Below are 13411 nucleotides of genomic sequence, written 5' to 3' on the forward strand. Positions count from 1 at the left end.
CATGATCTTTATTCGGATCGTAATCGCTCATTTGTTCATGTCCCCTTTTGCAATCCACTTTTCTTTTCGAGTATACCTGCAACACTTTCGATTGGCAAAACTGATTCGCGTTACCGCTTCCCGTTTATCTAGCCTTGTAGGCGCAAAGCCGTTCACCGACTTGCGAAACAGCCAAAAAGAGTTATAATTTAAAGTACAAGTTCAAATTAATTGTGCATCAAAAAATTGATTCAAATCAAAATACGGAGGGATCAACATGTCCGATTATTCATCTTCTAGTGTCGAAAAAGCAACGTTCGCGGGAGGCTGCTTCTGGTGTATGGTCACCCCGTTCGAAGATTTGCCAGGTATTATTAAAGTCGTATCTGGATATACAGGTGGGCATACGGAAAACCCGACTTATAAAGAAGTGTGTTCCGAAACAACAGGGCACGTCGAAGCTGTTCAAATTACGTACAACCCTGAAATTTTCCCGTATGACAAATTGCTTGAGTTGTTTTGGCAACAAATTGATCCAACCGATGCAGGGGGTCAATTCCATGACAGAGGAACTTCATACGGCACAGCGATTTTCTACCACAACGAAGAACAACGTGTCAAAGCTGAAGCTTCCAAAAAAGCATTAGGCGAAAGCGGACGCTTCAATCAACCGATTGTGACTCCGATTCGTCCGGCAGAAACATTCTACGAAGCAGAAGAATATCACCAGGATTATCATAAAAAAAATCCAGCTCATTATAACCGGTACAAAAAAGCATCCGGTCGCGAAGCGTTTATCGAAGATCATTGGAAAAAAAGCGTCGATAAAAATGATCTGAAACAACGTCTAAGCGAAATGCAATACAATGTTACGCAAAAAAACGGCACGGAGCCGGCTTTCCATAATGAATTCTGGGATCATCACGGCGAAGGCATCTACGTAGATATCGTCTCGGGCGAGCCGCTGTTCAGCTCCCAAGACAAATACGATTCCGGCTGCGGCTGGCCGAGCTTCACACGTCCGATCCGCGATTATCATGTGAAAGAAAAAGTCGATCTGACTCATTTCATGATTCGCACCGAAGTTCGAAGCAAAGAAGCCGATTCGCATCTGGGTCACGTCTTCGATGACGGCCCGGGCCCGGACGGTCTGCGTTATTGCATCAACTCGGCGGCACTTCGTTTTGTTGCACTCGACAAACTTGAAGAAGAAGGTTACGGCGAATACCGCGCCTTGTTCGCTCAAGCGTAAAAAAGTTAAGGAGCCTATCATGGATAGGCTCCTTTTGTTATTCCCAGTTCTTTTTAATTACGCGTGAACACGGTGGATTAAATGTACGAACGTATCGACCGCTTTGCGAATACGCAGCTCTGTCGCTTGATCAGATGGCGTGCCATCTGCTTCGAATTTACGTTGGTCGCCGCCAATCGAGATCCACTCTGGGCAATTCAAGCCATGTAGATTACGAATGATCGCTTGCAAAGTTCCTAATGACGATACGCCTACAGCGCCGCCTGCGGAGCTTGCGGATAAAACCGGCTTGCCTTCGAAATATTCACTATTCAAGAAATCTAGCGCATTTTTCAATACGCCTGAGATCGAAGAATGATATTCCGGCGTCGAGATGACGACTGCGCCTGCTGATTTGACCGCTTGTGCCAACTTCAGTACTTCTTCGTGACCGTAAGCTTCGCCCGGTCCGTATAACGGAAGTTGATGCTCATACAAGCTGAAAATTTCCGTCTCGATCTTTTGTTCTTGCAACAATTTCGCAATATAACGAATCAATAAGGTACTGCTTGCTTCTTCGCGGTTACTCCCCGCAATCAATGTAACTTTCATTCTACATCTCCTCCCGTATTTTTTTATCATAGCAGGAAGTTCTAAATTTGAACAAGGTTTGTCTAATTCTTGCTTGGATGTTGATTGATTTCAAAGTTCTAAGGGTAGTTAAATCCATATGATTTCATAAAAGAAAGGAGATTTTTTATGCCGTGGAACAAAAATGATTATCCGCAATCGATGAAAAATTTGGACGAACGCGTCCGCAATAAAGCAATCGAGATTGCAAATGCTTTATTGGACGAAGGATATGAAGAAGGTAAAGCGATTGCCATCGCGACTTCGAAAGCCGAAGAATGGGACGAAAATCATCCTAAATGAGCATACAAAAAAACCGTTTCGGCTTTCTCCATCGCGGGAGAAAATCGGAACGGTTTTTTCTTAAAACCAATGGGGAAAGTTTGCGGCTACAGGTCTTCCCTTGCACCTTTGAATCTTTTTACACTCTATTCAAACCTTTAACTTCAGGTGTGACTGGAGTCGTATGACTTTTTGGTGCTGTAACAAAGATGCGTGTGATTGAAGTAAGCGCGCTCCGCAAGATTTGCGGTTCCACTGTCCAAGTAATCACTTTGCCTCCGATACATACCGCAGCGACCGTGTACAATGTCTCGGCAAGCGGCAAATACAGTAACGATAGCAACAATACCGAAGCATCCATGATAATAAACACCGTGCCGATCTTGAGCCCTGTTTTTTCATGCAGCCAGATTGCTGCGCAATCGTCTCCGCCTGTAGCTCCGCCTGAGCGAAGAACCAGACCGCCACCGATCCCGGTCAATATACCCGATAACAATGCGGCAAGCCACAACTGTCCGTGTAGATCGAAATTCAGTGTAGAGAAATGCTCGATGCCAGCGTAGAATGCTGTGAACGAACCTGCGGCAAGTACAGCAGGTCCCATGTTTCTCCACCCTTTTTTGAGAGCGAATAATAACATGAACGGGATATCAAGAATCAAAATCGTTAATGCTGGCGAAAGCCCAAAAGCATATTCACCGAGTAACGAAAGTCCGACGAACCCACCTTCTGAAAGATGGTTTTGAAAATTAATGTGATAAAACGCGAATGCCATAACGAACGTGCCTGTTAAGATCGCGGTCGCCTGCGCGAACCGCTTCATCCTTTTCCCTTTTGCCTTCATACGATGATCTCCTCATTTTCGCAGTATTTGTCTGATTGACAATACGCTGCGAGCCAGAGGGGAAAACCGTAAGGCGTTCATCCTTCGCATGGATGTCCCTTCCCTTCGCAGTGTTTGTCAACAACGATGATCCGACAAACTTTCTACGAGGGACGCTAAGTATAGGAGAGATCGTAACGTTTCCAGATTGTCCTTTGGGGAATACTCCTTCGGGGACTCATGGTATCCTGATCCTTTCTGTGTTTGGATGTGAAGTCTGAGCATTATTTACCCAGCTCTATCACCTTTCTAACCTATTTTAGCACAAAGATGTTTCAGAAGCGATCCAGTGGATAGCGATTTCTGTAAATTTCATGTAAAAAGTAGCAAAAATGCTGTAGTTTTATTTACTTGCCGAACGCTAATTGTCGAACGACTCTTGTCATTTCATTCGTATCCAATCCGCCGCGATTGCTTAATAAAATAACGACGGTTCCGTCACCAAGACCTCGGCGGATCCCTGTCGTATAGCCATCGCCGCCTCCGCTATGATACGCGACTCGGTTCGAACCCATACCATCGACATGCCAGCCGAATCCATAATTTTTGTACGGGCTTACGGTGTACATACGCTCCATCGTTTCTTCCGACAATACTTTTCCGGCGCTTAACGCTTGCGCCCAGATCAATAGATCGTCAGGCGTAGAATATAGACTACCTGTACCGGAAGGAGAGAAATAAAAGTCTTTGACGGCTTCCCACTGATTGGTGCCCCAATCAAACGCATAGCCAGTCGGAACTTTGGTCTGAGGAGTCGCCGTGCCGCTATGCTTCATACCGAGTGGGTTCAAAATTTCGGTCTGTACATAATCGGCATATTTCATACCCGATGTTTCTTCGATGATATAAGCAAGCAGCACAAATCCGCTATTGCTGTACATATAATCGGTTCCCGGGACAAATTTCAGTTTGCTTTTTTTGATTTCTTCGACGGTCTCCGATAATGGAGTTCCTGCTTCGCGGCTAAAGTTCAATGCAATCCCCGATGTATGCGACAGCAGCATCGCCAGCGTGATTTCATCGCCGCGCGGATAATCCGGAATATGCTGCGCCAATGTATCGTCGACGCTCAGCTTTCCTTCTTCCGCAAGCTTCAAGATCGATGCAGCCGTAAAAGCTTTCGTCAATGAGCCGAGGCGCATTTGATCGGTTGGATGAACGCGCGTTGAATCGGAAGAAAGTCCGTATGCTTTTCTCATCAAGACATCTCCATCTTCTGCAATCAAGACACTACCGGAAAAAGACTGAGCTTTAAGATAGTCGTTTACTGCGCTCAAGTTGGCATCGAATTTGGTTTGGGTATCTGTTTTGAGGGATAGATTAAGCGCGCCATTACGAGTAACAGGGCTTACGCTGGACTCCAAAGGTTCGGTTAACCCACGTACAGGAACGGTCAGAATCCCATTTACATATCGGGTCGTTCCCGGCATTTTCAACTCATATCCATTAACGGATACTGTTGTTGAATCGGGTCGATATAAGAGCTCATCTCCGTTTAACGTGACGACAGCCGCACGCTGCGTTTTGTCCCATTTGACGTTGGCTCCAAGCGATACCGCGCCTTCTCGAACCGGAACGTAAGTTAGCGAACGATAAATATAGACGTTGTCGCCCCACTGTGCAGGTTGACCGTTGATTTCAGCGGTAATTGATGTCACTTGCGCCGAAGATGTTGCCGGAAGTGCGGTTGCGGTAACACTCAAAGCTAGACCGAGACTTAATAGCACCCGGCTCCAGCTTTTTTTTGTATTTTTTTGTTTAAGCATAATGATGTTAGCTCCCCCTGTTAAGTAACTTGTTCAAATACTCGGCCTTCAATGACCGATATGTGCATCTGTCTCTTTATAGTGTATACGACAATGGTTTGAATTAGTTGTGTCTATTGGAGGGTCATCGTAATTTGTTTGGACTTCATTTAACTATATTTTTTATAGTAAGTAATATTTTGATTATTGTTTACGAATATGATATAATAGTACTCTACTAGATTTGATACAACTTTCTTATGATTTCGATCATTTATTATATTTTCGAGAGGGGAACTTATAGATGTTAAAAAAAATCGGTATTCTCGATCAATCCAGTATTACGGAAGGTTCGGGTCCACGCGAAGCACTTCAGACGACAACGAAGCTGGCAATAGAAGCCGATCGTCTCGGGTATCATCGCTTCTGGGTGTCGGAACATCACAGTTCCAAAGCTCTAGCGCATTCCAGCCCGGAAGTATTGCTTGCTCACTTGGGAGCTAACACTTCCAAAATCCGTCTTGGTTCCGGCGGTATTATGCTGCCGCACTATAGCGCTTATAAAGTCGCAGAAAACTTCATGCTGCTTGAAGCTTTGTACCCGGATCGTATTGATCTGGGCGTAGGTCGCGCTCCAGGTGGACGTCCGCTTTCTACACGTGCCCTGCAAGAAGGTCGTTACAACAGCTCCGATCCTTATCCGCAGCAAATTGTCGATCTTATCGCATATCTGAATGATGCTGTTCCTTCCGATCACCGTTTCGCGGGTCTTAGCGTCTCCCCTTCGGTCGATACGGTACCGGAATTATGGCTGTTGGGTTCCAGCGGGGGTACAGCGCGTCTTGCCGCACAAGCGGGTGCTTCTTATGCGTTCGCCCAATTCTTCGGTACGCCGGGCGGTGCGGAAGCAACCGAATTCTATCATGACAACTTCGAGCCTTCGCTCATGTCGCCGACTTCTAAATCTTTGGCGGCGATTACGGTTGTTTGTGCCGATACACAAGAAGAAGCCGAACGCCTTGCTTCTAGTTCCGATCTCTTTTTCTTGGCGATGTACAAAGGGATGGAAATGCCTTATCTTCCTTCGGTGAAGACGGCAACCGAATATCCGTACACGCCTTATGACCGTGAACAGATTGCTGCGACTCGCGCTTATCGTGTAATCGGTACGCCTGATCAAGTCAAAGCTCGTCTGATCGAATTGGCAGACGAATATAACACGGACGAGTTGATGATCGTCTCCTCGATTCATGATCTCGATGCTCGATTAAAATCGATCCGACTTGTAGCGGAAGCATTCGGTCTTGGCAATGAACAAGCCGAACCTGCCGAAGCTCAAGTCCAATCTTAATCTCGAATCAAAAAAGGTCGTATGAGCGAATCCCTCATACGACCTTTTTTGATTCTATTCTCTTGTCAATTGCGACGAACCCGCGATCCCGGGCTTGGTCATCTCGAATGGATTCAAAATGATATCCAATTCTTCTTCGCTCAGTACATTGTGCATCAGACACAAATCCCGTACCGAACGTCCGGTCGTCATCGCTTCGCGAGCAATACGAGCGCAAATCTCGTAACCCAAGTACGGGCTGAGCGCCGTAATAACGCCTACGCTGCGCTCGACGTACTCCGCGCAATTTTCTTCGTTCGCTTCGATTCCATCGACACAATGCGTACGGAAGACCGTCAACGCTTGATTCATAATGCTGATCGATTGCAGCAGATTGAATACCAATACAGGCTCCATCACATTCAGTTCTAATTGTCCGGCTTCGGAAGCCAGCGAAATCGTATGGTCGTTACCGATGACTTGGAATGCCGTCTGATTCACGACTTCACACATAACGGGATTGACTTTGCCCGGCATGATCGACGAACCCGGTTGACGCTCCGGCAGTTTCAATTCGGCAAGCCCTGCGCGAGGCCCGGAAGCCAGCAACCGAATATCATTAGCTACTTTGGACAGGTTAATCATACAGATTTTGAGCGCACCCGATAGTTCGGTGTATGCATCTGTATTTTGCGTCGCATCAACCAAATCTTCAGCGTGACGAAGCGGCATACCGCTGATCTCAGCCAGTTTCACGACAACAGCGTCCATATATTTCACATCTGCGTTCAATCCGGTTCCGATCGCCGTCGCGCCCATATTGATTTCATGCAATAACTCTTTGGAGCGACGTACACGGTGCAGGTCACGCCCCAGTACACGGGCATATGCGGCAAATTCTTGCCCCAAACGAATCGGCACTGCGTCTTGCAAATGGGTACGACCCATTTTGATAATATGATCGAACTCGCGTGCTTTATTTTCGAATGAACGTTGAAGACGTTCCATCGTATCTTCCAAATGTTCAACTAACGACAACGCCGCGATATGGATCGCAGTCGGGAATACATCGTTGGTCGATTGCGCCATATTGACATGGACATTCGGATTGAGGTGGAAATAATCGCCTTTTGCTTTGCCCATCAATTCTAATGCACGATTGGCAATGACTTCGTTGGCGTTCATATTGATTGACGTTCCTGCACCGCCTTGAATCGGATCGACGATAAATTGAGCGTCCCATGTCCCATCCATCACTTCACCTGCGGCTTCTACGATCGGTGCACCCAGATGCGGCTGCAACCGTCCAACTTCAATATTGGCGAGCGCCGCCGCTTTTTTCACGATTCCCAACGCACGAATCATCGATCCGTGAATCCGGTAGCCGGTAATCGGGAAATTTTCAATCGCTCTCATCGTTTGTACGCCGTAATAAGCTTCCGAAGGCACTTCTTTGGTTCCCAAAAAATCTTTTTCTATCCGAAACTGCGGTTGCATGGTTATTCCGTCCTCTCAGCATGGAATGAGACTGATCTCGCTTAATAAAAAATAAGTCTCAGGCTGTGTATTTGTGAAGGTTATCTTGATCAAGTAGCTTTACTCTAACGTTCTTTACCTATATCGGGTATTCCCTTGTCGACTTTTAGCTTTTTGCCACTTCGCTTAGTCGGCTTGTTCCGCAATCAAAATCGTCGGTTCTGCCGATACAATCACATTGCCTTGGAGTGCACGCGTAATCATGCAGGAACTTTCGGCTTTGTGCGAAATACGTTCGGCTTTAATTTGTACGTCTTCCGATTGACCTGCGGTCAATACGAGCAGTGGACGATGCGTAATCGTCTTGTACGTAAAGATATTGTTCGTTACATCGACGACGCCGTCGGATTCTAGGGTCAGACTTTGCACCTCGATTGACGAACGTTCCAACATCGCCGCGAGCGTAATGATATAACAAGTCGATGCCGCGCCTAGCAACATTTCATCTGGATTCGTTCCGATTCCCGGGCCGCCCATCGGTTCTGGAATCGAAATCGCGGTACGAAGTTCGCCGCTTTCGATACTGCCGGAGCTGTTGCGTCCTCCGCTCCATTCTGCCGTGAGCCGAAATACATGTTCCATGCAATCGCCGCTCCTTTTCAATTTAAAAGTTCTTCTATTTCAGTATACGCCAAACCGTGTGCTTCCGCGACCGCAAGATACGTCACCTGACCTCGACACGTATTAATCCCTTTTGCGATTGCTGGATTATCTTTTGCCGCTTGCCGGAATCCTTTGCGCGCGATTTGCAACCCATACGGCGTCGTCACCATCGTTAGCGCAAATGTCGAAGTACGTGCGACCGCTCCCGGCATATTCGCAACCGCATAATGGAGCACGCCATGCTTTTCATACACCGGATTGTCATGCGTCGTGATTCGATCAATCGTCTCAATCGACCCGCCTTGATCGATGGCAACATCGACGATGACCGAACCTGCCTCCATCTGCTGTACCATCTGCTCTGTGACTAATTTGGGAGCACGCGCACCTGGAATGAGTACAGCACCGACCAGCAAATCCGCACGCTCCACAGCTTTTTCCAAGTTATGTGGATCTGACATCAACGTTTTCAATCGTCCACCAAATTGATCGTCGAGTTGGCGCAATCGGTCTGCGCTAATATCCAGTAAGGTCACATCGGCGCCAAGCCCAATCGCCATTTTTGCCGCGTTCGTCCCGACGATCCCGCCGCCAATAATCGTAACATGCCCCGGTTCTACGCCAGGCACCCCGCCAAGCAATACCCCTTTACCGCCAAACGGCTTTTCCAAAAAGTGCGCCCCGATCTGAATCGACATACGCCCAGCCACTTCACTCATCGGCATCAGCAGCGGCAAGCTTCGATCAGGCAGCTGGATCGTCTCGTAAGCGATAGCCGTCACTCCTTTTTCGACAAGAGCACGGGTCAATTCAGGTTCTGGAGCGAGATGCAAATACGTATATAAAATTAAATCTTCACGGAAAAACGAATATTCGGCTTGCAGCGGTTCTTTGATCTTTACGACCATTTCAGCCGCCCAAGCTTCTTCTGCACTACCCACGATCGTCGCACCTACAGCCACATAATCATCGTCCGAAAATCCAATACCAAGACCAGCACCCGATTGTATCCAAACTTCGTGCCCTTCAGTTAAGTAAGCTTTAGCGGTTGCAGGCGTCATACCCACTCGATTCTCATTGTTTTTGATTTCTTTCGGTACGCCGATTTTCATAGTTATTTCCCTCCGAAGATCGCATTGGTTAAAGTTCCCAATTCTATTTTAACATGGGACTCGGAAAAAGAAATCGATGTTTTTCTCGTCTTTTTTGACCGAAAAAGCTTTCACGTCTTGCTATGTATACGCTACCCAGATTAGAATGTGAGAAATACACTTTTTAACCCTGTTCCGAAACAACGCGGTAAAGTGAGAAGAGTATTGACGCTCTTTGGCTTTAATTTAGCACACGAACAAGGTAATCGCTCAAAGGAGACTATGCAGAATATGAATGAAACATTGGAACAACTGCGCACTAGCGTCGATGGGATCGACTCTCAACTTCTGGAATTGCTTAGCCAACGCGCCGAATTGGTACACCAAATCGGACAAGTGAAAGAAAACCAAGGTGTCCCTAAATTCGAACCTGAACGCGAAAAAGAAATTCTGGATCGCGTAACCGGCATGAACAAAGGGCCTTTCTCGGACAGCACGCTCAAACATCTGTTCAAAGAAATCTTCAAAGCTTCGCTGAATATTCAGCAAGAAGATCACAAACGCCAATTGCTCGTTAGCCGTAAAAAACGTCCTGAAGACACGATCGTTAAATTCGGCGGCGTCGAAGTTGGCGGCCCAAGCCCGATTCTGGTAGCGGGTCCTTGCTCGATCGAATCGCGCGATCAACTTCGCACCGTAGCTAAAGCACTGAAAGAATCCGGCATCAAAGTAATGCGCGGCGGTGCATTCAAACCTAGAACATCGCCTTATGATTTCCAAGGTCTGGGTCTTGACGGTCTGAAATTGCTCAAAGAAGTAGCTGACGAATTCGGTCTGGCTACTATCAGCGAGATCGTACACCCTTCGCATATCGAGATCGCTGCCGATTATATCGACGTGATTCAGATCGGTGCGCGCAACATGCACAACTTCGAATTGCTCAAAGAAGTAGGCGGAGCTAAAATTCCGGTCTTGCTCAAACGCGGTCTGTCCGCGACATTGGATGAATTCATCCATGCAGCTGAATACATCATGGTAAGCGGCAACGAACAAATCATGCTGATCGAGCGCGGTATCCGTACGTACGAGACAGCAACGCGTAACACGCTTGATATTTCGGCTGTACCGCTGCTCAAACAAGAAACGCACTTGCCGGTTATGGTTGACGTGACGCACTCTACAGGTCGCAAAGACATCATGCTTCCTTGTGCAAAAGCGGCTCTTGCTGCTGGCGCAGACGGCATCATGGTCGAAGTTCACCCTGATCCGCAAACGGCACTGTCCGATGCTGGTCAACAATTCGATATTCCTCAGTTCGGCGCTTTCTGGGATGGCCTTAAAAATTCCGGCCTGTTCGGACCTCGTTCTTAAGATTAGATAGTTAAAAGACGGTATAGAAAAAGCAGCTTTGCGTGATCGATTGCGCAAAGCTGCTTTTTTGTGCTTATTCGCTGTAAAATAGGATCAATGTTCCACTGGATTGCCGACTTCACCCATAAATACAATCGAATCCGTTGTTCGATCGGTAATTACGAAAAAGAATGGACGATCGAGCTTCATTTCAAAAGGTATTTGCTCGACTGGAGCAGAAGTGCCTACGGCGCCAATCACTGTGACCGCCGCCGCTTCGGTTCCTTGTTCGTTCACCTCGATAAAGGTATTGTGTTTGACGAAGTCAATATATACTGCTCCAGGCTTTATATCCTCCACAAACAAACCGCCAAGTTCTGCTTTTTCGCTACTGAACGCATCGACCATTCCGAGTGCAGCTAACGCATCGTTTAATACCAAATCATCTGCTAATTGAAACTTCGGAAGTTCGATACTTCCTTCGCGCTGGGAAAGCTCTTGGCTCCATCGATTGAATTTAGGCAATTGTTGCTTTTTGAATGTAGACAACGAACTATTTTCATGCGGCAAAATCAAGGTCATACCGAAATTTTTCGATTCTCCGTAAGGCAAACGAACCGCTTGAAAATCGTCATGTTCTAGATAACCATAATCGCTGCTCTGACGCATCGTAGGCACAACCACTTCTTGACCGTCTTGAGTAGTGAACGGCAAATCTTTTGTTTGATCTTTTTCAAAAGGTTCGGTCCAGTCGCCTTTGAAATACATTGCATTCATAAGTAACAGAACTAAATTGGGATCTATCGGATTCCTGATGACCTCCTGAATCTTTCCAGCGGTATGGCCGGACGCCCATTGGTTGATTTTCCCCGCGGCTTGACCCGAAGTGAAATCGATCGCTTGAATTTGGGCTTCGTAACTTTTTTCCATTCTACTTATAAAATCAGGATTCATTTCGGTCCCTTCCGCGCTCCATAACGAATTGGCGATACGCATATCTACAGCAGGATCGGAACCACGAAGCAGATCGCTCAAAATCATTTGGCTTTCCGCAAGGACTTCAGGGTCCATGCCGTTTAGCCGAAGCATTTTATCCATTTGACGCTCGGTGTTTCCTTCGGTCCCGTCTTTTAGCATAGATAAAGCGATTGCGATTCCAGCAGGCGAAATCATGCGGTTGGGTCCTCGATCATCTTCACCCGGATGCTCTTCAAGCTTGCTATATAAATTAAGCGCAAACTGATTCATCGCGACCGACAACTTTGGGTTAGCATCTTCAGCTTTGTAGACCGAGGTGTATTTAGGCGGTGAAGATGATGGTGAAACGGATGATCCATTGGAGCAGCCCGCGAGAACGGCAATCAGCGTAATCCCTATAATCTTTTTAGTCCACTGAGCCATGCTTGTCCCCTCCTTTTTTATGATTCTAATGGATTGCCGACTTCGCCCATAAACACGATCAGCCCCGTCGTTCGATCCGTAATCGCAAAAAAGAACGGACGATTAAACTTCATTTCGAACGGAGAATCTTTCGGCGGAGCTCCGCCTGCGACAAACACCGTCGTTACGGCTGCCGCTTCGGTTCCTTGTTCATTGACTTCGATAAACGTATCTTGCTTCACCAAGCTGACAAACACTCTGCCGGATTGAGCACTACTTTCAAGCAACCCACCGAATTTTGCTTTTTCGCCGCTGAACGTATCCGGCATCCCGAGCGCTATTAACATATCGTTTAACGTAAACCGATTGGCAATTTGAAAACGCGGCAGTTCAATGCTCCCTCTACGTTCGGTTAACGGTTGACTCCATTGCTCGAAGTTTATAAGATGCTGCTGGTTGAACTGTTTCAACGACGTATCTTTATCAGGCAAGATCAGTGTCATTCCAAATTTTTCGGATTCTCCATACGGCAGACGAACGACTTGAAACCCTTGTTCTTCTCCATATTCGTAAGTCCCTGCTTGCTTCATCATCGGAACTTGAATAGATTGTCCGTCTTTCGTGCGAAATGCCGAATCTTGAGTGAGCTCGGCTTCAAAAGGCGTACTCCATTGTCCATTGAAATACATCGCGTTCATCAGCAGCAAAACCACTTCTGCCCCCGGCGGATCTTGCAAAACTTTTGGGATTTTTTCGTTCGTATGATCGGATGCCCATTGATTGATGATTTTGACGGATTTCTCGACACTCAAATCTAACGCTTCAATCTGAGCGTCGTAATGCTTTTGCATATTTTGCACATAATCCGTATTCAACTGGGTACTGCTGCCACTCCATAATGAATGGGCAATCTCAAGCTTCACCGAAGAGTCGGAATGACGCAGTAAATCCTGCGCGACAGTCTGTGCTTGATTCCAAGCCTCAGGCGTCATTGCATCTGTATGTAAGACCTCATCCAATTGCTCCGCGGTCTTCCCTTGCGCTGCATTTCTTAGCATAGATAACGTGAACGCAAGACCTATAGGCGAAAAGATACGATTTGATTCAGCCGCTCGATCTGAGAGTTCTGTATCCAATTGGGTATAAGATTCGACAGCAAAGTTATTGAGTGCAACCGATAGTTTCGGATCAAGATCGGCAACCTGGTATTTGGGTGAAACTCGAGCTGCTTGGCTATTGCCAAGATTAGAGAAATTGGCTGATTGATCAGAGATAGACATCGGGACGTCTCCTTTCCGGTACTCTTTTTATATCGACGTAAAGAGCTAACAAGATGTTGCTACATTTGGAAAAAAGAAACGCTTATGCAGA

Annotated in this window: 12 protein-coding genes; 4 read left to right on the top strand and 8 right to left on the bottom strand. The window is 46.8% G+C overall.

The features are described from left to right. Window positions 1-256 precede the first annotated feature (256 nt). Window positions 257-1231 carry a peptide-methionine (S)-S-oxide reductase MsrA gene (gene msrA / locus NOM90_RS03495; RefSeq protein WP_255940023.1) on the top strand — a complete coding sequence of 325 codons (975 nt, stop codon included), beginning with the start codon at window positions 257-259 and terminating at the stop codon, window positions 1229-1231. 57 nt (window positions 1232-1288) lie between these two features. Here the strand turns inward: msrA and NOM90_RS03500 are convergent, their stop codons facing one another. Next, window positions 1289-1822 carry an NADPH-dependent FMN reductase gene (locus tag NOM90_RS03500; protein WP_255940024.1) on the bottom strand — a complete coding sequence of 178 codons (534 nt, stop codon included), beginning with the start codon at window positions 1820-1822 and terminating at the stop codon, window positions 1289-1291. 147 nt (window positions 1823-1969) lie between these two features. Here NOM90_RS03500 and NOM90_RS03505 point away from each other — a divergent pair, with 147 nt between their 5' ends. Then, on the top strand, window positions 1970-2143 hold the full coding sequence (locus tag NOM90_RS03505; RefSeq protein WP_255940025.1) for a DUF2188 domain-containing protein: 174 nt from the start codon (window positions 1970-1972) through the stop codon (window positions 2141-2143). A gap of 118 nt (window positions 2144-2261) precedes the next feature. On the opposite strand, the gene NOM90_RS03510 is transcribed toward NOM90_RS03505, so the two are convergent. Continuing rightward, window positions 2262-2966: a YitT family protein gene (locus NOM90_RS03510; protein WP_255940026.1), complete on the bottom strand. Its 705-nt coding sequence runs from the start codon at window positions 2964-2966 to the stop codon at window positions 2262-2264. Between the two features lie 386 nt (window positions 2967-3352). After that, window positions 3353-4771 (bottom strand): serine hydrolase, encoded by a 1419-nt coding sequence (locus NOM90_RS03515; RefSeq protein ID WP_255940028.1) that lies wholly within the window; start codon window positions 4769-4771, stop codon window positions 3353-3355. A 283-nt stretch (window positions 4772-5054) separates the two neighbouring features. On the opposite strand from NOM90_RS03515, the gene NOM90_RS03520 reads away from it, so the two are divergent. Continuing rightward, window positions 5055-6101, top strand: a complete 1047-nt coding sequence (locus tag NOM90_RS03520; RefSeq protein WP_255940030.1) for an LLM class flavin-dependent oxidoreductase — start codon at window positions 5055-5057, stop codon at window positions 6099-6101. Between the two features lie 54 nt (window positions 6102-6155). Here NOM90_RS03520 and aspA read toward each other — a convergent pair whose 3' ends face one another. The 3 genes from aspA to ald form a co-directional block, all read right to left on the bottom strand. Further along, a complete protein-coding gene (gene aspA, locus NOM90_RS03525) occupies window positions 6156-7577 on the bottom strand; it encodes an aspartate ammonia-lyase (protein WP_255940032.1) in 1422 nt (473 codons plus the stop codon). A gap of 165 nt (window positions 7578-7742) precedes the next feature. Then, entirely contained in the window at window positions 7743-8198 is a 456-nt protein-coding gene (locus NOM90_RS03530) for an OsmC family protein (protein ID WP_255940034.1), read from the bottom strand. 17 nt (window positions 8199-8215) lie between these two features. Next, window positions 8216-9331, bottom strand: coding sequence for an alanine dehydrogenase (gene ald, locus NOM90_RS03535; protein ID WP_255940035.1), 1116 nt, complete (start codon window positions 9329-9331; stop codon window positions 8216-8218). A gap of 270 nt (window positions 9332-9601) precedes the next feature. Between ald and NOM90_RS03540 the strand changes: the two genes are divergently transcribed. Further along, the gene (locus NOM90_RS03540; protein WP_255940036.1) at window positions 9602-10681 is read left to right on the top strand and encodes a bifunctional 3-deoxy-7-phosphoheptulonate synthase/chorismate mutase; all 1080 of its coding nucleotides are present in this window, start codon (window positions 9602-9604) and stop codon (window positions 10679-10681) included. 93 nt (window positions 10682-10774) lie between these two features. On the opposite strand, the gene NOM90_RS03545 is transcribed toward NOM90_RS03540, so the two are convergent. Together NOM90_RS03545 and NOM90_RS03550 are read right to left on the bottom strand one after the other, a co-directional pair. Further along, window positions 10775-12061, bottom strand: a complete 1287-nt coding sequence (locus NOM90_RS03545; RefSeq protein ID WP_255940038.1) for a serpin family protein — start codon at window positions 12059-12061, stop codon at window positions 10775-10777. Between the two features lie 17 nt (window positions 12062-12078). Beyond that, entirely contained in the window at window positions 12079-13320 is a 1242-nt protein-coding gene (locus NOM90_RS03550) for a serpin family protein (protein WP_255940040.1), read from the bottom strand. Window positions 13321-13411 lie beyond the last annotated feature (91 nt).

Source organism: Saccharibacillus sp. JS10 (assembly GCF_024436065.1).
In the GTDB taxonomy this organism is placed as follows: Bacteria; Bacillota; Bacilli; order Paenibacillales; family Paenibacillaceae; genus Saccharibacillus.